Origin of the sequence: Allocoleopsis franciscana PCC 7113 (genome assembly GCF_000317515.1) — a bacterium.
In the GTDB taxonomy this organism is placed as follows: domain Bacteria; phylum Cyanobacteriota; class Cyanobacteriia; order Cyanobacteriales; family Coleofasciculaceae; genus Allocoleopsis; species Allocoleopsis franciscana.
Map to the genome: position 1 here is coordinate 5,803,009 of NC_019738.1, position 24,506 is coordinate 5,827,514.

17 protein-coding genes are annotated in these 24,506 nt (G+C 45.4%); 7 read left to right on the plus strand and 10 right to left on the minus strand.

All coding sequences use genetic code 11. From position 1 onward, the window contains the following. The first annotated feature begins 92 nt into the window (after positions 1–92). Both MIC7113_RS23845 and MIC7113_RS23850 read left to right on the plus strand, forming a co-directional pair. Positions 93–1,475: a hypothetical protein gene (locus tag MIC7113_RS23845; protein WP_015184761.1), complete on the plus strand. Its 1,383-nt coding sequence runs from the start codon at positions 93–95 to the stop codon at positions 1,473–1,475. 11 nt (positions 1,476–1,486) lie between these two features. Further along, the gene (locus MIC7113_RS23850) at positions 1,487–1,720 is read left to right on the plus strand and encodes a hypothetical protein (protein ID WP_015184762.1); all 234 of its coding nucleotides are present in this window, start codon (positions 1,487–1,489) and stop codon (positions 1,718–1,720) included. Here MIC7113_RS23850 and MIC7113_RS23855 read toward each other — a convergent pair. The 5 genes from MIC7113_RS23855 to MIC7113_RS23875 all read right to left on the minus strand — a co-directional run bounded on the left by MIC7113_RS23855 (position 1,717) and on the right by MIC7113_RS23875 (position 6,219). Beyond that, positions 1,717–2,574 carry a DUF72 domain-containing protein gene (locus MIC7113_RS23855; RefSeq protein ID WP_015184763.1) on the minus strand — a complete coding sequence of 286 codons (858 nt, stop codon included), beginning with the start codon at positions 2,572–2,574 and terminating at the stop codon, positions 1,717–1,719. The genes MIC7113_RS23850 and MIC7113_RS23855 overlap by 4 nt on opposite strands. Positions 2,575–2,601: 27 nt before the next feature. Beyond that, complete coding sequence (locus MIC7113_RS23860; RefSeq protein ID WP_015184764.1) at positions 2,602–3,219, minus strand: hypothetical protein; 618 nt, start codon at positions 3,217–3,219, stop codon at positions 2,602–2,604. A gap of 141 nt (positions 3,220–3,360) precedes the next feature. Then, positions 3,361–3,555, minus strand: coding sequence for a hypothetical protein (locus MIC7113_RS23865; protein ID WP_015184765.1), 195 nt, complete (start codon positions 3,553–3,555; stop codon positions 3,361–3,363). Between the two features lie 42 nt (positions 3,556–3,597). Continuing rightward, positions 3,598–4,644, minus strand: a complete 1,047-nt coding sequence (locus MIC7113_RS23870) for a GAF domain-containing protein (protein ID WP_226883517.1) — start codon at positions 4,642–4,644, stop codon at positions 3,598–3,600. Between the two features lie 288 nt (positions 4,645–4,932). After that, positions 4,933–6,219 carry an aspartate aminotransferase family protein gene (locus MIC7113_RS23875; RefSeq protein ID WP_041781213.1) on the minus strand — a complete coding sequence of 429 codons (1,287 nt, stop codon included), beginning with the start codon at positions 6,217–6,219 and terminating at the stop codon, positions 4,933–4,935. A 39-nt stretch (positions 6,220–6,258) separates the two neighbouring features. On the opposite strand from MIC7113_RS23875, the gene MIC7113_RS36820 reads away from it, so the two are divergent. Both MIC7113_RS36820 and MIC7113_RS23880 read left to right on the plus strand, forming a co-directional pair. Beyond that, positions 6,259–6,429 (plus strand): hypothetical protein, encoded by a 171-nt coding sequence (locus tag MIC7113_RS36820; RefSeq protein WP_155898086.1) that lies wholly within the window; start codon positions 6,259–6,261, stop codon positions 6,427–6,429. 269 nt (positions 6,430–6,698) lie between these two features. Continuing rightward, on the plus strand, positions 6,699–8,285 hold the full coding sequence (locus MIC7113_RS23880; RefSeq protein ID WP_015184768.1) for a tetratricopeptide repeat protein: 1,587 nt from the start codon (positions 6,699–6,701) through the stop codon (positions 8,283–8,285). Between the two features lie 10 nt (positions 8,286–8,295). On the opposite strand, the gene MIC7113_RS23885 is transcribed toward MIC7113_RS23880, so the two are convergent. After that, the gene (locus tag MIC7113_RS23885; protein WP_015184769.1) at positions 8,296–9,198 is read right to left on the minus strand and encodes a bestrophin family protein; all 903 of its coding nucleotides are present in this window, start codon (positions 9,196–9,198) and stop codon (positions 8,296–8,298) included. Between the two features lie 77 nt (positions 9,199–9,275). Between MIC7113_RS23885 and MIC7113_RS23890 the strand changes: the two genes are divergently transcribed. Further along, positions 9,276–10,874, plus strand: coding sequence for an alkaline phosphatase D family protein (locus MIC7113_RS23890; RefSeq protein WP_015184770.1), 1,599 nt, complete (start codon positions 9,276–9,278; stop codon positions 10,872–10,874). Between the two features lie 47 nt (positions 10,875–10,921). On the opposite strand, the gene mnmE is transcribed toward MIC7113_RS23890, so the two are convergent. After that, on the minus strand, positions 10,922–12,343 hold the full coding sequence (gene mnmE / locus MIC7113_RS23895; RefSeq protein WP_041780195.1) for a tRNA uridine-5-carboxymethylaminomethyl(34) synthesis GTPase MnmE: 1,422 nt from the start codon (positions 12,341–12,343) through the stop codon (positions 10,922–10,924). Positions 12,344–13,079: 736 nt separating this feature from the next. Here mnmE and MIC7113_RS23900 point away from each other — a divergent pair. Then, positions 13,080–13,352 carry a hypothetical protein gene (locus tag MIC7113_RS23900; protein ID WP_015184772.1) on the plus strand — a complete coding sequence of 91 codons (273 nt, stop codon included), beginning with the start codon at positions 13,080–13,082 and terminating at the stop codon, positions 13,350–13,352. A 184-nt stretch (positions 13,353–13,536) separates the two neighbouring features. On the opposite strand, the gene urtA is transcribed toward MIC7113_RS23900, so the two are convergent. Then, positions 13,537–16,329: an urea ABC transporter substrate-binding protein gene (urtA, locus tag MIC7113_RS23905; RefSeq protein ID WP_015184773.1), complete on the minus strand. Its 2,793-nt coding sequence runs from the start codon at positions 16,327–16,329 to the stop codon at positions 13,537–13,539. A gap of 766 nt (positions 16,330–17,095) precedes the next feature. Here urtA and MIC7113_RS23910 point away from each other — a divergent pair. Beyond that, a complete protein-coding gene (locus MIC7113_RS23910) occupies positions 17,096–17,785 on the plus strand; it encodes a carbonic anhydrase (protein WP_015184774.1) in 690 nt (229 codons plus the stop codon). Between the two features lie 63 nt (positions 17,786–17,848). Here the strand turns inward: MIC7113_RS23910 and MIC7113_RS23915 are convergent, their stop codons facing one another. Together MIC7113_RS23915 and MIC7113_RS33780 are read right to left on the minus strand one after the other, a co-directional pair. Continuing rightward, on the minus strand, positions 17,849–19,366 hold the full coding sequence (locus MIC7113_RS23915) for an ATP-binding protein (protein WP_015184775.1): 1,518 nt from the start codon (positions 19,364–19,366) through the stop codon (positions 17,849–17,851). Between the two features lie 287 nt (positions 19,367–19,653). Then, entirely contained in the window at positions 19,654–24,198 is a 4,545-nt protein-coding gene (locus MIC7113_RS33780; protein WP_015184777.1) for a PAS domain S-box protein, read from the minus strand. Positions 24,199–24,506: the final 308 nt, after the last annotated feature.

A 24,506-nucleotide genomic window follows, 5' to 3' on the forward strand; every position in this document is an offset into this window, starting at 1 on the left:
TCATCCTACAAGAATCTGCGACCTATACTAACAAGTTATAGGTGTGGCAGCCGCTCAAGGCGGTTCTTAAAGGTTGAGAGGAGACTCTAGGCATGAAACTTGGAGTATTATGGCGAAATCTAGGAAATTCAACGGTTTATTACCCCAAGTTGGCTAAAGTCACGGGTGGGGCAACCGCTTCTATCCTTTTTTGTCAGCTATTTCACTGGCAGTCTCAATTGAGCCATCCTGATCAGTGGGTGAGAATGACGCTTGATGAAATTGAGAAGGAAACGGGTTTAAGTCGTCTTGAACAAGAATGGGCACGGAGTCAACTGATAGAGCGATCGCTCTTAAAAGAACGGTTGGTTAAGGGTCACTCTGATACGCTGGAGTTTTGGCCTGATATTGACAATCTTGAGCAGCGATTGAATGATTTTTATCAGGAAAGTTATAATAATCAGGCTTTTCTTGCCCAAGAGGAGATACCTTTACAAAAACCTAATTTATCCGAACTTCCTTTAGAAAATAATTTAAATTCTATATCATCACAGATTACAACAGAAGCTTTTGTAGAGGTAGTGGTACCCAAAGAAGAAACGATAGAAAATCCTAGTTACAGCCCTAAAAACTATACTTCTTCATCCCATACTTATGAAAAAAGCATTGAAGAATCACCTAGTCCATCCCGGATAGTTAAAACGGATAAATTTTTTCCTGTGCGTCGTCAACCTGTTGCTGTTAAAGTCACCCCTCATTATCAATTTAGCGGCCCTTGGGAATCTGGTGAACAATTTGAGGAATTTCAACGCGCTTTATTGGAACATTTCAAACAGCAGGGAGTTAATAATCCTGGAGGATGGGTTTTTCGTATTGTAGATGGTATGACAAAAGGGCTAGTCTCTCCCTTTTGGGATGAATTTGTGGCAGGAATGCCGCTAGGACAAAGCCAAAAAGTTCAGCGGGATTGGGAAATTGAACCTGGAATACCCTATCCAGCGTTTGAAGAGGAGCGTACTCAGTATTACTTACAAAAGGGAGAACCGTTAGAGGTTGCTGTATCTAAAGCACGTTCTGATTTGAGAAATCCAGTACTTGGTCAAGATTTGTGGGAAGGATTTTTGAGAAAATGCGATCGCATAGCTGATGAAGCGATCAAAGCGAAGCAGTTAGGAGTATCAATACCCTATCTTCCACCTTCGTTTACCCCTAAACCTCCAGTTACGAAACAAGGTGTAATGAATAAATTGTCTGAAATTACTCCTCAATTGTCCCTATCCTCATCTTCTAACTCATCAATTGACCAGAGTTTAGAGCATAAAACTATTGAGGATGAATCTTCAAAATTACCTTCAAATGCTCCTCCAATTACGGCTTTACAGGAGGCTTATAAAACCCCTATGGGTCGAACTCTGGTAAAAAGGCAAATTGCTGAACATCCAGAATGGGGATATGGAATTGTTGATGGTCAAGTGGTCGATGTACTTCCTTTTTAGGGGGGTTATTTATGGAAAAAGTTGGCAAAATTGATGCAATGGCTTTAGGACGACCTAATATTTCACAGAAGGAAATAGAAAAACGACAAGGGGCTAAATTACAACAACAAAAGGAGGAAGGATATCAACAATTAGCTGAACTCTGTCGTCTCGGTGAATATGATGCTGCCCAGCAACTAGCAATCCGAAATTCTCGCTGGGGTTATGAAGTCGTTGATGGGGTTGTAATGGAGAGGATTGATTAGAAAAGACTCAGTTGAATGGGTGCTTGGTCAATCGTATTCCAGGGTAAAGGTGGAACTGGAACACCCCCCTTTTCAAGTAACTGATGAAAGTGACGCGCATTTCCAGGAGAATACTGTTCCAGTGGGCAATGCATAAAGAAATAAATACGTTTACCCAAGCGCAACCACTGGTCAACCAAACTCACCCATTCTTCCATAAAAGGCTGATTCACCGGTTGGTCAGGATGGCTAATAAAGCGCACTAGGCTAAACGGGGCTGTTGTCACAGCTTGCAGAGGTACCTGAGGCTTTCGCGAGTCTACCGATTGTTGTTTGTAACTCGCTGAACCACTATAGACGGGTCGGGTGTCTAATACGACTCGTCCAACTCCCAGTTCTTCCAGGAGGGCGTTGAGATGACTGGCGTGGGGTTCTTTGTACCAGTCAGCATGGCGGACTTCAACGGCTAAGTGGGCTTCATTCCGAGGCCAAGCCTGGAGAAAGGCGGCGAGGTCTTCCAAGGCAGCCGGTTCGTAACTAGGAGGAAGCTGGGCGAAGATGGGGCCAAGGTGCTGACCCAAAACTCGCATCTGTTCTAAAAACTTTAAAGCACCCGGAATTGCAGGTTGCAACAAGCCGTTGTGAGTTAACTGGCGCGGCAACTTTGGGCAAAATTCAAACCCCGGAGGCATTTGTGAGACCCAACTTACCAGCGTTTCCTGATTAGGTACGGCATAGAAGGTGGTATTCCCTTCAACTGTGGTGAAACGTTGAGTATAAAGAGGTAAAAATTCTGCGGCTTTACTTCCTTTGGGATAAAGTTCGCCCACCCAACCTTTATAAGCCCAAACTGCACACCCGATGAGAAAGTTCATGGTCAAAAATTAAGACTATTCTTTAGCCTACCAAGACTTCCAGAATTCAGGAATTTTAAATAACTCTACCAGAGGATATCCTGAAAACGACGGCAAATTGATCTTTAAGTATTTTTGATTTAACCGATCCAGAATAGACTCAGCTTGATTGACTTCCTCATCCGTCCCCTCTACCATCACTAAATACTCAGCTTTGGAATCGTGTTCAAAATCAACTTCAATTCGATTTTTGCCAGTATCCATACCCGCAACAGCGTTAATTAATCCGCCACTTGCGGCACCAATTCCAGCACCCGCTACCGTTGTGAGCAAAGGTGTTCCCCAGGTTCCAACGACTACGAGAAAGCCAACTTCTGGTACTAATAAAAGACCCAAACCCGCCAAACAGCCGCCAATCGCACCCAGCAGACTACCAACAATCGTCGCTGCCATTGCCCCCATTTCTTCTTGAGGGTCATCCTCAACAGAATCGCTGGTATCAGCTTCACCAAGCTCTTCCTTATAAGCTATATCTTTAGAGTCTATAGGAACGATAGAAATATGAGGAATTGGAACTCCAGCACGCTTGAGTTCGTTGAACACTTGTTTTGCATTAAGTCCGTTAGCCAATGTACCAACCGCGCATCTGTGTTGACCTGAAACCATTTTTTCCTCCTTCTGCAATATGCATAGGCATGATGCAGAGACAAAACCACTGTTGGCTCTACGTGATAGCTAGATGAGTTATATTTTTGAGTGAGAAGTTCTACTAATTACTTTCTAATTACTTTCTAGTAAAAATTTCACTCAAAACATCAAAATTGATAAAATTCTCAAGGTATCTATAAAATTTTTGACAAATCCACATTTTGTCTGGAAAAACTGTTGAGATTTTTTGCTTCCTACTCTATCCCTAATTTCTGAACGGTGGGCAATGGCCTGAGGTACTGCCTCTTTGGGGCGATTATTCTCCTCTTCTAAAGTAAGCAGTAACCAACGCATATTTAGGTGCAAAAGTCAATAAAAGAAACTTAGAGAATTGACCTAACGTTCCTGCTCTCTATGCATTTTCAAGTGGGTTTGAGAGGAATAGACGACTCCTGCTCTGGGAGAATCGGGTTTTTGGGGAATCTGAATTTTATTCAGGTTTTTACGTAACTGTTGCTCTTGGCGCTTGAGTTCCGCAATCAAGGCAGCATTTTGGATGAGAGAACCCCCCTGCTTGATCCCTGATGCTTTTTTAAGTTTTTGAGCTAGTTCATAACACAACTGGCATTTTTCCAGGATTTTTAGAATTGAAGGGGCAAATTTAGCAAATTTTTCTTCATCTTCTGGGGTAAAACCTTTTTTATCGATTCTTTTAGATAAATCATCTTCAGGGTTATCGCTGGACTTTAATTTATTGATTAATTGCACAACAGCAACTAAATCTTTTTGTTTATTTAATAAAGGCCAAGCTAGCATCGTGTAAGTCCGGTATCCTGTTCTCTGATCGGTTCTCTTCGCCTCTTCAGAACGTGGATCATCATAGACATCGAAAGGAATGTTGATCACTTGCAAAGAGTTAGCCGCTAAACTAGCGATGCCTCTATTGGCAGGAATATCAATGAGGAGACATCCCCCATTGCCATCGTCAGCAATAATGGTGCCCAGTACTTTGGTTTGATGATCGAGTAAAAAAATACTGGTGCGATCGGCTCTAATTAAATCTCCGGCTTTGCGGGTGATCCGACGCAGCATTTCACACAGAGTACCAACAAGCTCATTAATAGCCTGATCAACATCATCAACTCCTCCTGTTGGTCTACGGAGTAGGATCGCCTCCTCCGCGTTGGGTTCTGCTGGCGAAGGGCGAATCTGAATTTCTAGCTCCTCTAAGCCTGCGATTTCTTGCCAGTTCATCCCCAAGAACTGACAAATTTCAATAAAATTTACGCGATTAACAGGTTCGCCTTTAAGGAAAAGATTATCGATAACGAGCCGCAGAGACAATCCTAATTTCTCAGATACCTCTTGCTCGCGTCCATCATTCTTACGCTTCCAAGCTAGGTTAACTTCTTGGAGGTACTTTGACTGTACACTATACCACATAGCCATGTCTGAGCATCGGAAAGTCTCTCCTCATTTATCATAAGTTAGATTAGTGCTGCAACAAAACTATAATTTTCTCCAAAAGTGTTGATTAACCTGTAGAGGCTATGTAGGGGTATTCCCTTACATTCCTTAATGTTACCGAGACAGCATAAAAATGCTTAAGTATTTATGTTCTCAGTGCTTTAATCAATCGTATTTTTGTTGCAACAATTTTATTGGCAGTACAGAGAAGGGAGCAGGGAAGAGAGTCCTGCATTGAGGGTAAACAGGGCGATCGCATTTTCTTTACGGCAACTCTTTCAACACGCCTGCCAGCATCTCAAACATCTGATCAATATGCTCTTTCTGGATCATCAAAGGCGGAGATAAGGCAATAATATCTCCGGTGGTGCGGATGAGTAACCCTGTATCAAAACACCGCTGGAGACAGTCCATCCCGCGTACTCCAGGCTTTCCGGGGATTGACTCTAACTCAATTGCCGCCACCAATCCCAAGTTCCGCAAATCAATGACATGAGGTAAACCTTTGAGGGAATGAAGGCACTCTTCCCAGTAACTTGCCAGATGATTGGCATTGGCAAACAATCCTTCTTCTTCATACACATCAAGGGTTGCCATTGCCGCCGCACAAGCGAGAGGATGCCCGGAATAGGTGTAACCGTGGAACAATTCGATCGCATTTTCTGCCGCTGCGTCCATAAAGGTGTCGTAAATTCCTTTGCGGGTAAATACCGCACCCATGGGCACTGTGCCATTGGTAATACCCTTAGCTACGGTCACCATATCAGGTACAACACCAAAGTACTCGGTTGCAAAACTGGCACCCAGCCGCCCGAACCCTGTAATCACTTCATCAAAAATCAGGAGAATGCCGTACTTGTCACAAATAGTACGAAGACGTTCCAAATAGCCCATCGGTGGAATCAACACTCCCGTTGAACCGGCAACGGGTTCGACAATCACGGCTGCAATGGTTGAAGCGTCGTGGAGGGTAACAATGCGTTCCAGTTCATCGGCTAGGTGTGTCCCCCACTGCGGTTGACCGCGAGTAAAGGCATTGTGTTCGAGGTTATGGGTATGGGGCAGATGATCGACTCCCGGCATTAAGCTGCCGAAGAATTTGCGATTGGGGGCAATGCCACCGACGGAAATACCTCCGAAGCCCACGCCATGATAGCCTCGTTCCCGCCCAATTAAACGCTGACGCGCCCCTTCTCCTCGAACTCGATGATAGGCGATCGCAATTTTTAGGGCTGACTCGACCGCTTCTGAACCGGAATTGCCGTAAAATACGTGGTCGAAATGGCCTCCTGGCATCATCTTGACTAAGCGTTCCGCCAGTTCAAAGGCACCGGGATGTCCCATTTGGAAGGGAGGGGCATAATCGAGGTGAGCGACTTGTTTTTGAATGGCTTCGACTATTTTGGGGCGACAATGACCGGCATTCACACACCATAACCCGGCTGTGCCATCGAGGATGGGACGATCATCGGGAGTAAAGTAGTGTACGTCTTTGGCGGCAGCAAGTAAGCGTGGGTTGGCTTTGAATTGGCGGTTAGCCGTGAAGGGCATCCAATAAGCTTCGAGATTGGTAGGCACCGATTTTGCTCCATGAGCGCAAGAGTGAGACTTTACATTTTATATGGGGAGTGCGATCGCCCCAAAGGGCAGGGCGAGGCGATCGCAATTGCTAAATATACCCCTTCTCGATTGGATGCGGTACACTCTGACATTTCTCCACCTCTCCCTAACCCTCTCCTAAAAGGAGAGGGAAGCGGATAATCTTTTTGTGCTGAGAGAGGCTTTGATTCTTACTCCCCTTACCTTGTAGGGAACCTCCATCAAAACAATATATGAATGAGCAACCGATCGCGGCGATAGAGCTATACTTCTGTACGCCTATTGTGTTTGATTTTGAGTTTTGCTGGGAACTTTAAGGATGAGGGTATTGCTCGAAGTCCCAATACACGAGTTCGCTATACCGAGACTTAAATTAACTATGTATTCAGCTTCGTTCCCTTCTGCTCAATTAGCAAACACATAGGTTACAGATGAATCTTCAGGAATTTCTCTTATCTATCAATGGATGCGCTACTCTGGTATCTACTAGCGACGGTAAGTTCCTAGGAGTGGTTTCCAGCCATCAAAATGATCCTAACTCGATTTGCAATCCGCATGGTCAATATGGTAGTCCCCATGGATTGTACAGTGTGCGAAACGAACATGGTCTGTACGGTGGTTCACACGGATTTTATAGTCCCTACGATCCCTATTGCCTGCATCCCCCCGTCATTTTCTACAACGACAGAGTAGTTTTAGTCGTAACTAGAAATACAAACCTTATATCATTTGTCTACGGTACGCAGCTTCTATCTGGTATACCGATAGTCGATCCTGATTTCCTATTCGCTATTTACGGTTGCCTTGGCGCTACTACCGCTAAAACTCAATTTCAAGGTGGATTTCAACCTGTTAATCTTCAGCCCTACCCTAGTACTGGGATATCTTCTTATAGTCAAGCTCAAGTCCAGAGCGAAAATCCTGAAGTTTGGTTTCTTCAAGGTAATGAACTATTAAACTCACAACGGTATGAAGAAGCAATTTCTGCCTATAACCAAGCCGTTCAAATTCAGCCCAACTTTCCAGAGGCTTGGAACAATGGAGGTCTAGCACTAGCAAATTTGCAACGGTATGAAGAAGCTATTGCTGCTTACGATCAAGCTATTCAAATTCAACCTAACTACCATTTAGCTTGGAGTAACCGAGGTGATGCTTTAGTTAACTTACAAAGATATGAAGAGGCGCTGGCTTCTTATGAACGAGCGATTCAACTCAAACCTGACATCCCTAATGTTTGGTTTCTGCATGGCGCAATGTTATTTGATTTACAAAGGTATCAAGAATCAATAGCTTCCTTTAAGCGTGCTATTCAAATCCAACCAGAATTTAATGAAGCTTGGTACTTTCAAGGCAATGCGATGCTCAATTTGCAGCACTATGAAGAAGCCATTAATTCTTACAATCGGGCAATTAAAAGTAAACCTGACCTGCTTGAAGCCTGGTATAACCGAGGCGTCGCGCTGATGAATTTACAACGGAACGAAGACGCCTTCGTTTCTTTTGATCGAGCAATTCAACTCAAGTCTGACTTTTCTGATGCTTGGTTTAATCGGGGCTTAGTTTTATTTAATTTAAAACGCTACGAAGAATCAGTCGCCTCTTTTGACCGAGTGATTCAGCTTAAGCCCGATATTGCTGAAGTATGGTTATTTCGGGGTTCTGCATTAGGAGAATTACAACGGTATGCAGAAGCACTTGTTTGTTGTGATCGAGCCATTCAACTCAAGCCTGAGTTGCTTGAAGCTTGGTCTGTTCGAGGTGTTGTATTCGCTAAATTGCAGCAACATGAAGAAGCGATCGCTGCCTGCGATCAAGTGATTCAAAAAAAGCCCGATAACCCTATTGGTTGGTATGGCAAAGCTTGCTGTTACGCCTTACAAGGCAATGTTGAGCTATTAATTAAAAACCTGCAATGGACATTTGAACTTGATTCTAGATATCGAGAAATAGCGAAAACTGATTCAAACTTTGATGCCATTCGGGAAGAGGAGAGGTTTCAAAAATTAATGGATGGATAGGGTTATGAGCTTATAACTTCTCCTGACTGTTAACTCGAATTAAATCCTCAATATCCTGCGATATATTTGCACAAATCTCTTCTAAAGGTAAATCATTGGCATCCTCTCCAAATGGGTTTTCAATTTCCGTCCCTATTTCTTCAACACCCAGTAGTACAAAGCTCAAGATAATCACAATTGGGAAAGTCCACCAATGCAGCGTATCAACTAATTGGAAGGGAAGGGAAATACAATAAATTAGCAGCAATCGCTTCAAATAAATTGCATAGGCTAAGGGAATGGGGGTTGATAAAATGCGTTCACAAGTCGTGAACCCTCCCAGCATATCGTTCACTAACCCATTCATGGCAGTCAATTGATTAACGCTGAGTAATTTCCGTTCATATTGCTTTTGTAAGTAATTTCCAATCCAAATAGAAAGTTGCAGCGAAGTTGATTGAACGGATTGAAGTTGGAGAATTTGTTCTTGGGTAATCAACGATTCTAACTCACTGTTGATTGGCTGTCGTCGCAGTTTTAACTTAGTCGCGATCGCAAAAGCTACTAAGAGGCGTAAAATAGAGGCTTTGTCTTCTCTATCTTGGGGTTCCGATTCAGCAATTGCTACCCAAATGAAATGCCCTAAACTCCGGATAGAAGCGGTTATCGTTCCCCACGCTTTACGCCCTTCCCAAAAGCGATCATACGCACTATTGGTACGAAAAACTAATAATAAGCCTAAAACTAAGTTATAGGAAACATTAGTAATAATCGTATCAAATCCCTGCCAAGATAAAGAAATTCCAAAATAATCTAATAGGGAGACGGTAAATCCCAATCCTCCACACAAAAGGATACGAAAAAAAACTTTTGATGCGACTGATCCTCGCCATTGTAAAGCTAATTGCATCCAATTTTCTCGCTCAACAGTCATGCAATCCCCTATAATTTTGACTTAATTCATTAATCAGTACGGCTAAGGTTTACGCATCTCGAAATCAAAAGGGACTCATGGAACGCAAAGATCAGGGGTACATAACGCGTCGTCGCTTCCTACTTCGCTCAGTTATAACTGGCGGTAGTCTCATTGTGGCAGACGCTTTCTCAAAATCGGGACTGGCACAGGTCAAGGCACCAGGAATTATCACTTCGGATAAGATGCGTCCTACTATACCTTATGGTGTTGCGAGTGGCGACATTACGACTGGCAGTGCGATGATTTGGAGTCGATGCGATCGCGCCGCTAAGATGATAGTCGAGTATGACACCCGCGAGTCGTTCCGTAACCCGAAGCGTATTCTTGGGCCAGCCGCTTTGGAAACCAGCGACTATACAGCACGCATTAACCTTGCCAACCTGCCACCCAGTCAACAGATATACTACCGAGTCACGTTTCAAGATTTAGCCGATACGAATATCTATAGCGCCCCCGTTATTGGGACGTTCCGCACACCCTCTGCAAGAAAGCGTGATATCTTCTTTGCTTGGTCGGGAGACACGGCTGGACAAGGTTGGGGAATTAACCCGGAGTGGGGTGGGATGAAAATCTATGAAGCGATCAGGCGGTTAAATCCCGACTTCTTCATCCACTCCGGCGATACTATCTATGCGGATAACCCTATTCCCGCAGAAGTGAAGCTGGATGACGGCAGTATCTGGAAAAACCTCACCACCCCAGAGAAGTCAAAAGTGGCGGAAACACTGGCTGAGTTTCGCGGTAATTTCATCTATAACCTGCTGGATGAACATGTTCGCCGCTTTAACGCCCAAGTGCCTCAACTTGTGCAGTGGGACGACCACGAAACCCGCAATAACTGGTCTCCCGGTCAGATGTTAATGGACGATGACCGTTACAAGGTAAAAAGTGTATCGCTGCTTGCGGCGCGAGCCAAGCAAGCGTTCCTGGAATATACTCCCATGCGCTTAGATTGCAACGATTCCGAGCGCATTTACCGTTCGTTCAATTATGGCCCTTCCCTGGATATTTTTATGCTCGATATGCGTAGTTACCGGGGGCCTAATACACCCAACCGTCAGACAGTGGCGAGTGCAGAAACAGAGTTCTTGGGAAATGCTCAAGTTCGCTGGTTAAAAAATAAGTTGCAAAACTCAAAAGCAACTTGGAAGGTGATTGCCAGTGATATGCCCATCGGACTAGTGGTTCGAGATGGCGAGAGCAAGTTTGAGAACCTTTCTAATGGGGATGGTCCACCTTTGGGACGCGAACTCGAATTTGCCGATTTATTGCGCTTTATCCAACAAAACAATATTCGCAATGTCGTCTGGGTTACCGCTGATGTTCATTACGCCGCCGCGCACTATTACGACCCAGGAAAAGCACAGTTTACTGATTTTAAACCCTTTTGGGAGTTCGTCGCTGGCCCACTCCATGCGGGAACGTTTGGGCCAAGTGCGATGGATAATACCTTCGGCCCTCAAGTCAAGTTTCAAAGCATACCGCCAAACCTAAAGCAAAATCGCCCTCCCACTGAAGGGTTTCAGTTCTTCGGTACGGTGAAAATTGATGGTGATACTGAAGTGATGACGGTTAAGCTACACAATTTGGAAGGTAAAACTCTTTACAGTGTGGACTTGCCGCCAGAAGTTTAGAGTGTGCTTGAACACAGAATTATCAGGTTGAGGATAAACTTTCACTGCTATTTCCCAATACAGAAGCGGCTAAAAATTCGATCAAGTACGGATTCAGTAACGTCCTCACCTGTAATTTCTCCTAATGCTTGAATCGCTCCCCGCAAATCAATTGTCCAAAAATCAAGGGGTAATTGCTGGGCAATGGTTTCTTGTACTTGTTGCAGTGAGGTTTTCGCGTGAGTTAATGCCGCCGCTTGACGTTGGTTAATCGCTATATCCAGGTTTGCCGCTTTCAGGTTGCCTGTATGAATTGCTTCAAGAATTGCTGTCTCCAATTCTTCAATTCCTTGGTTAAGAGAAGCAGCCGTAAATATTTTAGATTTTGGATTAAATGTTGGCTGTGCTTCCATCCCAACTGGAATTTGGGATTGCATAATTTTCCTTTCTTCTACTTCTACTAAGTCAATTTTATTAATGACCAAAATGACGGGACGATGTTTAACTTGTTCGTAAATTTCTTGATCGGCTTCTGTCCAGCCGGTTGAGGCATCAATTGTGAGTAAGACTAAATCAGCCGCTTGAGCTGCACGGTGCGATCGCTCTACGCCTATTTTCTCGACTTGATCGGCGGTTTCCCGAATTCCCGCCGTATCCAAGACTTGCACCGGGATTCCCCCAACCACCAACTGCGACTCCACCACATCGCGGGTAGTACCGGGTAAATCGGTGACAATGGCGCGATCGCTTCGACTCCAGGCATTCAATAAACTCGATTTTCCTACATTCGGACGCCCGACAATGGCAACTTTTAACCCAGCACGCAGAAGTTCTCCCCGATCGGCGGTTTCTAGGATATGGGTGACTTCTGTCAAGACTTGCTCGATTTGAGCCACAACGGCAGCTTCATCCAGGGGCGGTAAATCGTCTTCAAAATCAATACGGGCTTCAATTTCTGCCAAAATATCCAAGCAAGTGGATCGCAATTGGCGAATGGGTGCCGCTAGCTTTCCCTGCAAACCCGCGAGGGCTGCTTGCGCCGCCGCCGGTGAACGAGAACCCACCAAATCGGCAATACTTTCTGCCTGTGTTAAATCCAAACGTCCATTTAAAAATGCCCGTAGGGTAAACTCCCCAGGCTGTGCCAACCTTGCGCCTTGCTCCAAGCACAACTGCAACACCTGCTGTACGGGCATAATCCCGCCGTGACAATGAAACTCCACCACATCTTCGCGAGTGTAAGAGCGGGGGGCTTGCATAATTAGTAATAAGGCTTCATCCACCACCTGTTCGGTTTGGGGATGGCGCAGGTAGCCGTAGAGAATTCGGTGCGTTTCCCAAGGCTGACGCCCTGATGCGTGGAATAGGATACGAGCAATGGCGATCGCCTGTTTCCCCGACATTCGCACAATCCCCACACTCCCCTGTTGCGGGACAACAGCAGTTGCGATCGCGGCAATGGTTTCGCCTTGTACGAACATTTGGGACATCTTGCTTTTCATACCCTCACTTATCTCAGCCTATCAAGGAGATGAGGGGATGCGAAAGGCTTTACCGATGCGCGACGTATGATCCGGAGTTCAACGGTATCCAGTTCTTGCGGCTAACACTTTAACTTTCATGCCTGGGTTGATTTCCACAAGTCAGGCAAGCGTCCATCAATAAAATTAAGGGTTGACCGCAATAGACACATCCCCCTTCTGGAGAATCGCAATCGCTCACTTGCTTTTGGGGTAGTTCCCGACACTTCAGACATCCAAAAAACTCATCCAGGCTTTTGACAGCAAAGCAGGTACATTTCGGGCAGTGTTCTACTTTCCACGTAACATTGAGCATTGAATTCAAAAACAGAGGGTGAATGGGTAGCCCATTCCAACTCCATCCTTAACTTAGTTGCCCTTTCAAATATTCATGAAATGGCTGGAGTTAAGTCTCTCAAGGCGGAGCGTGAACTAAGCCATCACCCAGTCTGGCATAAGTTATTGTCATCTGTCTCTAGTTAGATTTTCATCTTTGAGTGGAAAATTTTGTTCCAACTCAGTGGCGGACGGGTATGGCGCTATTTACCGGAATTCTTGAGCAAAGTCAGTAGGATTTACTAAAAATCAGGTCAATGATTCAGGGCGTAACCATTACTAAATGTAAATAACTTATACATAAATTGAACATAAGTTATACCCTAACCCAAACGTCGAGGCTCTATATTGACTAAAGCCCATCAGGAATATGACTCAATTGTTGTCTATAAAAGAAATTTTTTTTAAAAATAACAGCGCTGAACCGAAACCGGAAATGGATGCATTCATTCCTTTTGAGGATAAAAATACATTACATCCGGAACAATGGGTAAAGCTTTATGGGATTCACTCTGATCAATACTATTACATCATTACCTGTCAAGCCTTTCAATTAGATGCGGTATTAGGTGGGAACCAAGAAATTTGGTGGACAGGCTGGTGGGAGGGATTTCTTTTAGAATGTGTTGATGAATTGGAGTAGTATTACTCAGCTTGGGATAGAAAAGAAAATCTTTGAATATATAGCGGTTATCAAATAAGTGGAGTACACTCAATTTCTACCCTTTGCCCTCTGCTTTCTGCCTTCAAGCCAACTACGTTATACCTCACCAAATAGAGAAATGCTATAGTTTCATTTTCATAAAAAAACTGATAAATTAACCAAATTAAGACGGCTCAAGTACGGCTACGGAAGCAGATTTATTATTCTCGCGATCGCTACTTTGATGTATCGGAATTTCAATCAAAAACGCGGTTCCTTGTCCGGGCGCTGATTCACATATCAGTATCCCTTTATGCTTTTCTACCACAATTTGATAACTGATGGATAGCCCTAATCCTGTGCCTTTTCCCATGGGTTTGGTGGTAAAGAAAGGGTCAAAAAGTTGGCTCTTAGCCTCTTCTGTGATTCCCGAACCATTATCTGCAATTCTTATGGTAACTTGATTGAGGGATGAAACTTTGGTGCAAATCCAGATAGTGGGAGAAAAATCGGATCGAGAATTTTTAAACTCATCCTGTACTTCTTCCACAGCATCAATGGCATTCCCTAGGAGATTCATAAACACTTGATTGAGCTGAGAGGGATAACACTCTACCAAGGGGAGTTCTCCATACTCCTTAATTAAATTGATAGCGGGGCGATCGCTATTAGCTTTCAGGCGGTTATTTAAGATTAAAAGAGTACTCTCAATCCCGTCATGAATATTGACGGGTTGCATCTGGGTTTGGTCACGGCGAGAGAAGTTGCGTAAACTCAAGACCAGATGGCGAATCCGTTCTGCTCCAGTTGCCATTGAGGAGAGAACTTTGGGTAAATCCTCGATTAAAAAATCCAATTCCACCGCTTCAGCATGAGCCTGAATTTCCCGTGCGGGCTTGGGGTAATACTTTTGATAGAGGCGGACTAAGTCCAATAAATCTTTAATATATTCGTTAGCATAGTGCAGGTTGCCGTAAATAAAACTGGTGGGGTTGTTAATTTCGTGAGCCACACCCGCCACCAGGGTGCCTAAGGTAGACATTTTTTCTGTTTGCACTAATTGCGCTTGGTAAGAATGTAAGTCATGCAGGGCTTTCTTGAGTTGTTCAGCTTGAGCCGTCGCTAAAGTTGCCGCTGTGCGACTTTGAGCATAAAGTGCAGATTGATCGATGGCGATCGCCACTTGATCCACCACCGCACCAATTAATTCCACTTCATGATGGTTCCAAGGGCGGTTCCCGCGAAAGTGTTCACAAACAATCACTCCTTTTTGGTGGGAACGAGTTTGCACCGGTGCAACCAATAGTGCTCTTAATCCTAAAGCTTGTAGGCGATCGCGACTATTGATTTCCAACTGCTCATCACTGGCAATCTCATCAATTCGCAGGACTTCCCGTTCATGCACGGGTTTGTTGATCGTCTTCACCTGCTCAATGGTACTCGGCCAGTATAATTCAACCGGAAGTTGAGGGTCATAAGCCGCGTGCATCAGTTCATATCGAGAGGAGTCTGTCGATTTGTGGTACCACAAGAACTGACAGCGATCGATCTGAAGTAAACTGCGGACTTCTTGAACGGCTGTTTTTAAGATTTCATCTAACTCCAGGGAACTGCGGATTTGGCTAGAGAGACGACGTTTGAGCAATTCTTCTCGCGCTTGCACTTCTCGATATCGCGCTTCTGCTTGTACGAGTTCGTCCTGCGTTTTTTGCAGCCGTTGGTTGGTTGCCAGCAATTGAGCCATCGCCGCTTCCACTTCACGGGACTTTTGTTCCAGCAGGCAACTATATTGAATCGACTGTGAGACTTCTGCCAGCATATCAAAGACGACCGGCGAGACACTCTCACTTAATTCTTCAAGTCCTAACCAAGGATGGGGTTTGATCGCACCCGCGCTGGTAAAAACGATCTGAAATTGACCATTGGGTAAAATTTTGCCAATGCGGCAATGCTTGCGGACATGATTATTCTTTTCAATGCTAACCATACCCCCCGGTGCTTCAAAGGTTTGCCCATAAGCGGCTTCACGCACTAAATCGACCTGAAAGGAGCCAGCTTTTTCCACTGATTGTTTCCACAAGTAGACTTGAGTATAAGCAGCCTCAATGGGGTCACAGGTGACGCGATCACACCCATACCGCTTCTGGAAATTCTCGACAAAGGCGCGATTTTTGGCGGTGTCGATACTTTGAAAGTAGCTCCAACTAGCATAGTGACCGGCGGCGGTGCTTCCCCCAATCCGTCGTAGTTCTTCTTCTGCGATACTGGTCGCCATGATCGGGATTTCTTCGGCACTAATCCCAGCCTCTTTGTATTGTTGGTAAAATGCCAGATTGCTATCACCATTCAGGGCATTGAATACGACATGGGGCTTAATTTGCTGGATTCGCCGAATCACATTGCCAAATTCTGTGGTTCCCAAGGGAACATATTCTTCCCCGACTACTGTACCGCCTTTGCGAATGAGCTGAGCTTTCATGATTTTATTGGCGGTTCGGGGAAAAACGTAGTCAGAGCCAATTAGATAAAAGCGGGTTCCTTCGTGTTGCAGTAACCAATCAACGGCTGGGCCAACTTGTTGGTTGGGACAAATGCCGGTGTAGAAAATGTGTGGTGAGCATTCTAGTCCTTCATACTCAACGGGATACCACAGTAGCGCGTTGTGTTCTTCCAAAACGGGTAAGACTGATTTGCGGCAAGATGAAGTCCAGCCGCCAAAAATGGTAGCAACATTGTCTCGTTCGATCAGGGTTCTGGCTTTGAGTGCGAAGGTTAGGGGGTCAGATTCTCCATCTTCGATCACGGGTTCAATGGTTCTGCCGAGGACACCACCAGCCGCGTTAATTTCTGCGATCGCCATCAACTCTGCATCTTTTAAGGATGCCTCACTAATCGCCATCGTTCCACTTAACGAGTGGAGAATTCCGACGCGCACACTGGCACCGGGACTAACACAGGGCTGGTTTATTTCATTCATCTCTAGACTGTTCCCGAAATGTTCTTACTCTGGAGATCACGTAAAAGCGCCCCTCACCCTTCTGGCGCTTCAAGTGGCTAGCTTGATAGAAGTTTGATGGCTATCCGTTAAACCTCTTACCATCACCTGAAGGAACTGGGGATAGAAGGACACAGGGACATCTCCAGAAAAAATTTCCCAGTCTTCCTTCAATTCCTAACCAACACGAATCCCTCATTCCTCGTCAATAAACCGTTAAGCTTTATAAAAGTTCCATCCTTCAACTTGATAGTTGCTAACAGTCTTTTAGATAAACTGTAGAAATAGTAACCGAATTCTAAAAGTAAGAATTGTAGTATTTTTTACTCTTAATCCAATCTTTTTGATTGAGACCGCAAAGCCACAGAAAAAACACAGACAAACGAACACTCCCACGCCGTCCTTTAGCGCTAAACAGGCTTTTCTTTTTATGTACTAAAAAGTGAGATAATTATTATTCTCTAATCTAAGTCGAGCAAAATTACGTTATCACATTCCGTTGGTTCCTACCTTAGCTTTTGTTTTCTGACGCATCACTCCAAGTCGCTGATGTTGAGGCTTCCAGGTAAGCTCCGTTACGGTCGGGGCTTAGCTAGAGTATTCAGGTTTATACACCGACCCATCCGATCATTACACGGCGTTACCACTATATCCAGAAAAATTTTTCAACCCTTTTCCTCCCATTTGGAACCTAAACTCGCTATATGTATAGAAATGTATCTTTTTCATCTTGGAGCAATTTGAACTAATGAAGCGGATCATTCAAGGGCTACATGAATTCCAGACCAATTACTTTAACACTCACCGTGACCTATTCGAGCTGCTCTCTCAAGGGCAGCATCCGAGAGTTCTATTCATCACCTGCTCCGACTCGCGGATTGACCCAAATCTGATTACCCAAACAGAACCGGGTGAAATGTTCATCATCCGCAATGCTGGCAACATCATTCCGCCTTATGGGGCGACGAATGGGGGCGAAGGCGCTGCCGTTGAGTATGCGGTTCATGCTTTAGCCGTTCAGGACATTATCGTCTGCGGTCATTCTCACTGTGGAGCCATGAAAGGGCTGTTGAAAATCGACAAGCTCGCGGATGAAATGCCTACGGTTTATCAATGGCTCAAGCACGCTGAAGCCACCCGCCGGATTATGAAAGAACACTATCAAGACTATGAGGGTGAACAACTGCTGAATGCCGCGATTGAAGAGAACGTTCTCACCCAATTAGAAAATTTGCGAACCTATCCAGTCATCCAATCTCGACTCAAAAGCGGACAAATCCAACTTCATGCCTGGGTTTATGAGATTGAAACGGGACAGGTTTTAGAATACAACCCGACCACGGGTAAGTACATGGCACCTCAAGCGATGTTTTCTAGGGCTGCATGGATTACGCCTGAACAGCAAGAGCGCATCTATAAAGGGTCTCATAAATCTTAACTAAATAAGTATGAAAGATAAAGTATGAAGTGTGAAGCATGAAACTTTTTTATCCTTCATCCTTCATCCTTGTAAAGCCATGGCGGTTGCTTTGAGGGTGGACAAACTCCTACTCACTTGCAGTGGAAGTTCGATGCAAAACTCTGTTCCTTTACCCGGTGCCGACTCACACTTGAGGATACCCCCGTGCTTCTCCACCACAATTTGATAGCTAATGGATAGCCCTAGCCCCGTACCTTTGCCAATTGGCTTAGTGGTGAAAAACGGGTCAAACAGTTGTGCTTGAACGTCTGGAGTGATGCCTGGGCCATTGTCACAAATTCGGATAATGACGCGAGAATGGTCAGGATTAACACGAGTCTGAATGGTAATACGACCGAGGTGATTAGGGACTTCCTCTAGAGCATCAATGGCATTACTTAAGAGGTTCATAAAGACCTGATTGATTTGTCCGGCATAACACTCCACGGAGGGCAAGTCACCGTAGTCTTTAACCACTTCAATGGTGGGGCGATGATAGCGAGCTTTTAAGCGATTTTGCAAGATGAGCAAAGTACCATCAATACCTTCGTGAAGATTGACGGCTTCCATTAACAAGCGATCGCTACGAGAAAAGTTACGCAACGACAGGACAATCTGGCGAACGCGATCCGCCCCAACTTGCATGGATTCTAGAACTTTTGGTAAATCTTTGAGCAGAAAATCCAAATCGATCGCTTTAATTTTGGCCTGTACTGGTGGATGGTGTTTGCCGTAGTACTCCTGATAAAGGTTCAGCAATGCTAATAAATCTTGGACATAGTCACTGGCGTAGCACAAATTGCCATAAATAAAGCTGACGGGATTATTAATTTCATGAGCGACACCAGCAACCATCTGACCAATGCTCGAAAGTTTCTCCGTTTCAATGAGCTGGGCTTGAGTTCGTCGCAAGTCCAGTAAGGCTTTCTCTAACTGTTGAGCATGAGCTTGGGCTGCGGCTGTGGCAGCACAACTTTCTTGATAGAGTTGAGCCTGATAGAGTTCAACTTCGAGTTGAGCCTCATCACTTTCTTTTTGATATTGACTGACTAACGCCTCCAAAGCTTCAAGCAGGTCTTTCTCTGAAGCTTTCACAATAGTGGTTACATGGGGATGATTTAAGGTCAGTTCTAAGCTAGGGATTTGAGCCAAAGCCCTCACTTGAGAGATGTAGTGGCGGATTTGTTGATCCAGATAGAATGGGGCTTCAAAATAAATCGATTGGATTTCCTCAGAGGGTTGACCGGGTAATCTCAATTCAGGATCTCCATGAATCAACCCATTGTGGGATTTCTCCATCAAGTCGATAGCGGCTAACATTTTTTGACGCAGCTTTTCCTGTTCCCCTTCGTCTGGAGTAGAGACGAGTCTCAAAGCCAACAACGCCGCTCGTTGGGACAGCATTCGCTGGCGTCCACTAATATTGATAACGGCAGCATTAATTTCCCGTACCGAGATAATTTTATCGAGGTCAAAACAGAGTGCCAAGGTAATAATTGGCAGCAATTTTAAGTAGCATAGATTTCCGAAAATACTAGCACATCTTAATATTTTCTGCATAGTTCCTCGAAAAAAAATAAGGGAAGAACTTGATTCAATCAGGTAATAGGAATTGCCACCACAAAGCTTCGTTCTTTACGGTGATCAGGTCAGTGATGAGCGTGGGGGAAAGCTCTCTAACTAATGAATAAATTGTGCGTGACTCAATCGCAAACTTTTGTCCTTCTCTATACAAAGTCATACAAGTCAATGCTATAAAATATCCGGACTTATTAAAAATTTGTTTATTATTCCTTTAAATTTAGACGGCACGAGCTTGACATTTTGAGTTGATGCCCATAGTTCCATCAAAGCAATTGCTGAATTGGGATTTCGATCCAAAACTCAGTTCCTTGTCCAGGTATGGAAGTACAGGTCAAAATTCCGTGATGGTGTTCTACGATAATTTGGTAGCTAATCGATAATCCTAATCCGCTCCCTTGTCCCACGGGTTTAGTGGTAAAGAAGGGATCGAATAACTTGGCCTTGACGGACTCGGTCATACCAGGGCCATTATCAGAAATTTGGATCACAACTCTTTGGGAGCTTTGCCGGGATAAGGTATCTGTTGGGAAACTACTAGAGGTAGGATGCTCTACGATTTCCTCTGGCAAAGCCTTTTGGGCGATTTCACCCAACGAACTTTCTGTAAGAGTACGAGAGTCACAATACTCTAAGATGCGGGTGCGGATCGTGATGGTGGGCGCAGGATGAGGGGCGAATAGGGAGGAGTGTGGCTCAATACCCAGATCTAACGGCTTAAGCGCTTCAATGGCATTAATCAGAATGTTCATAAACACTTGATTGAGTTCTCCGGGATAGCACTCGATAGCAGGCAGGCTACCGTATTCTTTGAAGATTTTAATTTCCGGATGTTTCCCTTTTCCCTTTAACCGATGTTGCAAAATTAATAACGTGCTTTCAATCCCTTCATGCACGTCAACTTTTTTCATATCGGCTTCGTCCGCCCTGGAGAATTTCCTCAAGCTCTGGACGATGGTGCGGATACGGTCAGTTCCCCGTTGCATGGAACCCAGCAATTTAGGCAAGTCGGTGGCGATAAAGTCGATGTTAATCACCTCAGCTTGCTCGGCAATAGGGGCAGGCGGTACAGGGTAGTGTTCCTGATAAAGGTGCAACAGGTTGAGCAGATCGTAAATATAAGCGCCAGCGTAAGCTAGATTGCCGTGAATGAAGTTAATTGGGTTGTTAATTTCGTGAGCCACACCCGCTACAAGCTGTCCTAAGCTAGACATTTTTTCGCTCTGCACGAGCTGAGCTTGGGTCATGCGTAGTTGATTGAGCGCACGTTCTACCTCTTGGGCTTTGGCTTGAGCGTCAGCTGCGGCTTGACGAGCTTTGGCGTAGAGTTCTGCCTGCTCGAGGGCGATCGCCAGTTGGGCGACAACAGCTAGGAGCAGTTCGACCTCGCTCTCATCCCAAGGTCGTGCGCTCGTACAGTGACCGCAACTAATCACCCCAATCGCCCCGTCATGAGTCTTAATCGGTATGGATAAGACTGAGGTATAGCCCATGTTGAGTAAGAACTTCCGCAAGCGAGGATTTTTGAACGTCTCGACTCGATCAATTTGAATGATTTGCCGATTGAGCAGTCGATCCGCAGACAGCCTCACCTGAGTCATGGTGTATCGACCAATATGGCTTTCGAGATTGGGATTGCGGGCTTCATGGACGACCTCCCAATACGGCTCATCACCCTGGTTCCCGTACCACAAAAAGTGGCATCTGTCAATTTGGAACAAGCTGCGAATGGACTGAACAGCGGTTTCCAGAATAATATCCAGTTCTAGGGAGTTGCGGATTTGATTGGCTAACCCAAATAGAAGGGATTCTCGACGGGTAAGGAGTTCTGAGCGTGCCCAATATCGATCAATGGCAATTGCGATCGCATTAGCCACCCAACTGAGCGTATCACGGGCTTCTTCTGACAGGGGGTGATGGCTTAACACCGCCATAACGCCCATCAGTCGGTCTTCCACCACCAGGGGATATCCTGAAAAATGATGGGAGAGTGATGGGGAAGAAGAGGTAGAGATATTGGTTCCATCCTCGTCAGAAGTCCAGTAAGGTTGACGAGTTTGTGCAACTAAATTGATCAGGTCGGGTTGTAGAGGGAAACGCTGACCTGTGGCAACTTGCTGTTCTAGCCGTTGTGAGGCCGGGTTTAATGTCCATATTGTCGCACTGCTTGCGTGAAGTTGTTGCACCATGGCCTCGGTGCAAAGTTGGAGAATTCTCAGTAAGCTTCCACCATTGGCAAGGGCAATCCCCACTTCGGCGGCGAGGCTGGAGAGACGCGATCGCTTTAATAGCCCTGCTTCTGCTTGTTTCCGTTCTGTGATATCACTAAAATAAACGGATAAACCCCCTTCGTAAGGATAGGCTCGGACTTGTAGCCACAGCTGTAATGGGGGATAAAATTCCTCAAATTTGACGCTGGCTTGCTCGGCAACCGCTCGACGATACTGCTGTTCAAACTGGGAATCGACGGCATAGGGAAACACCTCCCACAAACTCTGACCCAATAATTCATCAGCACAGCGGGATAAAAATTGCTCGGTTTTGGAGTTGATGTAGGTGAATCGCCATTCCCTGTCAACGGCAAAGAAGGCTTCAGTAATGCTTTCTAAGAGATTGATCCGATCGCGGTTCGCTTGGTTTAAAAGAGCTTCAGCTTGTTTCCGCTCTGTGATATCTTCGATCACGCTAATGCAATATTGAGGAACTCCCGACGGTTCTCGCACAAGTGACACCGTCACCTTAGCCCAAACCACAGAACCTGTTTTGTGGACGTAGCGTTGCTCAAAGTTGAGGGTTTCCCTCTGGTCGTTAAAAAATTCGCTCAGGTCAGCCTGAGTGGCGACGCGATCTTCTGGGTGGGTAATTTCTACGAGGGTTTTGGTGAGTAACTCTCTGCGCTTATAGCCAGTGATCTCGCACAGTTTTGGGTTGACTCGGAGAAATTGACCGTTGGCTGCGACTTGAGCAATCGCCACACCCGCTTGCTCGAAGGTGGCTCTAAACCGATCTTCGCTCTCATGTAAGATGGCTTCAGCTTGCTTGCGATCCGAAATATCAATCACAATCCCATTCCAGAGCATATCGCCATTGGCTTGTAATTCAGGTCGAGAAGCGGCTTGAATCCATTTGACTTGCCTGGACGCTAGAATAATCCGCCCTTCCCATCTCCAAGGTTGTAACCGCTTAGCGGAGCGAGCCACAGAGCAATTGAACCGGAGACGGTCATCGGCATGAATTAAATTAATCAGTACTTGAGGATTTTGCTGAATTTCTCTAGGCTCTAACTGGCAGATTTCGCGAACGCCACGACTCACAAACAGGAAGGACAGAGAGCCATCCGCTCGCAGCAAACATTCAAAAATGATTCCTGGAACGTTATCCGTTAGTTTCTGAAGCTGGCGTTCACTGGCTCGTAAGGCTTCCTTGATCTGTTTGCGCTGGGTAATATCACGCGAAAGGGCTACAATCTCTGCCACAACTTTTGTATCAGGATGAAGAATGGCGTGGCTTAGGGTTTCCAGCCAGACATACTTACCGTTTTGACGACGAATGCGGTAGTTGATGGGTTCGCTTGGTTGCGGGTTCAGGAGGTTGGCGTAGAATTGTTGGAGCGCCGCTACATCTTGAGCATGACAAAAGTCGTACACCGATTGTCCAATTAGCTCATCAAGCGCGTATCCTAAAAGCGTGCAGTAAGCGGGTGAAGCATATAAAAAAATGCCAGCAGGTGTATAGTGGCACAGGAGTTCGGTGGAGTTTGGGGCAACAAATCGGTCACTCGCGTTACTTTCAGGGGGATCTGCCGCTTGTGGGTGATTGTCTAATTCTTGAGACTTTGGCGCGTCCCGCTCTGGTAAGGAAGTTGTTAATGCGCTAGACGCCGTGGCTCGGCTACCGCTAGACACTTCTGGTGATACGATGGCGGCACTATCACGAATCCCTAATTCGCTAACGTTCACGCTCAGGAGATAGCGACTCTGGTAATTTTCTTTGGGAGTCAGCTTTACATTCACGTCTAGCGCGATAGCGACTAAATTGGCGATCGCACTGGCAAAGTTTTCATCTTGTGGCGTCCACGACGTGCTTGTTGGGGTGAGGTGTTCGTAGCAGACAACTCCAACTATCTTCTCATTTAGCCAAATCGGGGCATCTAATCGATTGGCAATTGCTACTGGCCTAAGATGGTGAGGTGAGGGGGTGAGAGGGCGAGTGGGTGAAGCACTTCCTGGTGCATGGCAGTCGGTATTGGGGTCATACACCTCAACACACTCCATCTGGGAGCGGTCTTTGTTATATAACCACACGCTGACACGCTCTACCTCAAGAGCATCAGCCGCCGAAGCTGTAATTTGCTCAATGATAGCTTGGAAATTTCCACGGTTGAGCGTCTGTGCTTGGGTCAGAGTCATGAGTACCTGACTCTGTTTTTGCAGGCGCTGAATGCTCTCGATTGGCAGATCAAAGGCAAGTTCATCTGAACTCGTCCCTGACTTTGCCTGTGCCTCAGCAACGCCTTTGCGACGCAGGAATACAGGTGCTAGCAGTACGACTAACACGGCAGTCGAGACGCCAGCTAACTGAATACTCCATCCTTCTAGGGGGATCAATTGCATTAACCAGATAAAACTCCCAATGATCACACTCCCAACAAGCAGCCAGAGGAAACGAGAATCACGTTTTTCTTGGATGCTGCTGAATTGCTCTACCCGTTGAACAGAGGAGTTATATGCTCTGTTCACAATGCTTACTGTAATGCCATACGCCAGTTTTAGCTCGGCTTGGGGCAGCTTGTTGGTACTAGTCGTTCGCATAGTTGATCCCCATTCCAGATCTCTAGGAGTTTGAGACTCCGAGTATTAGTACTCACCTCGCCGTTTCATGTTCTGCACTTGCCTCTGTATTCAGGACTTAACCTCACTGAAGAGTTACTGTCCAATAGGCTGGAAACCCCCATGAGCAAGTTTTTCTTTTCTTGCTTTTCACTGCTTTTTATTTCTGCATTCCTGATGGATAACGCAACACCTAAAGGGCTACTGGGGAAATAGATTTTTCTCTCAGCAAAGAATTCATTTTTGTGTTGGAAACAACAGTAATGGGCAAGAAAACATTGAAACGTCTA

What these genes read in the sequence shown, in the direction of transcription:
- MIC7113_RS23860 (WP_015184764.1), bottom strand. Translation starts at nt 3,219, where the DNA reads ATGGTTTCAGGTCAACACAGATGCGCGGTTGGTACATTGGCTAACGGA.
- MIC7113_RS23865 (WP_015184765.1), bottom strand. Translation starts at nt 3,555, where the DNA reads ATGCGTTGGTTACTGCTTACTTTAGAAGAGGAGAATAATCGCCCCAAA.
- MIC7113_RS23850 (WP_015184762.1), top strand. Translation starts at nt 1,487, where the DNA reads ATGGAAAAAGTTGGCAAAATTGATGCAATGGCTTTAGGACGACCTAAT.
- urtA (WP_015184773.1), bottom strand. Translation starts at nt 16,329, where the DNA reads ATGAATGAAATAAACCAGCCCTGTGTTAGTCCCGGTGCCAGTGTGCGC.
- MIC7113_RS23915 (WP_015184775.1), bottom strand. Translation starts at nt 19,366, where the DNA reads ATGCAGAAAATATTAAGATGTGCTAGTATTTTCGGAAATCTATGCTAC.
- MIC7113_RS23875 (WP_041781213.1), bottom strand. Translation starts at nt 6,219, where the DNA reads ATGCCCTTCACGGCTAACCGCCAATTCAAAGCCAACCCACGCTTACTT.
- MIC7113_RS33780 (WP_015184777.1), bottom strand. Translation starts at nt 24,198, where the DNA reads ATGCGAACGACTAGTACCAACAAGCTGCCCCAAGCCGAGCTAAAACTG.
- MIC7113_RS36820 (WP_155898086.1), top strand. Translation starts at nt 6,259, where the DNA reads ATGAGCGCAAGAGTGAGACTTTACATTTTATATGGGGAGTGCGATCGC.
- MIC7113_RS23885 (WP_015184769.1), bottom strand. Translation starts at nt 9,198, where the DNA reads ATGACTGTTGAGCGAGAAAATTGGATGCAATTAGCTTTACAATGGCGA.
- MIC7113_RS23855 (WP_015184763.1), bottom strand. Translation starts at nt 2,574, where the DNA reads ATGAACTTTCTCATCGGGTGTGCAGTTTGGGCTTATAAAGGTTGGGTG.
- MIC7113_RS23910 (WP_015184774.1), top strand. Translation starts at nt 17,096, where the DNA reads ATGAAGCGGATCATTCAAGGGCTACATGAATTCCAGACCAATTACTTT.
- MIC7113_RS23900 (WP_015184772.1), top strand. Translation starts at nt 13,080, where the DNA reads ATGACTCAATTGTTGTCTATAAAAGAAATTTTTTTTAAAAATAACAGC.
- mnmE (WP_041780195.1), bottom strand. Translation starts at nt 12,343, where the DNA reads ATGTCCCAAATGTTCGTACAAGGCGAAACCATTGCCGCGATCGCAACT.
- MIC7113_RS23870 (WP_226883517.1), bottom strand. Translation starts at nt 4,644, where the DNA reads ATGTGGTATAGTGTACAGTCAAAGTACCTCCAAGAAGTTAACCTAGCT.
- MIC7113_RS23880 (WP_015184768.1), top strand. Translation starts at nt 6,699, where the DNA reads ATGAATCTTCAGGAATTTCTCTTATCTATCAATGGATGCGCTACTCTG.
- MIC7113_RS23890 (WP_015184770.1), top strand. Translation starts at nt 9,276, where the DNA reads ATGGAACGCAAAGATCAGGGGTACATAACGCGTCGTCGCTTCCTACTT.
- MIC7113_RS23845 (WP_015184761.1), top strand. Translation starts at nt 93, where the DNA reads ATGAAACTTGGAGTATTATGGCGAAATCTAGGAAATTCAACGGTTTAT.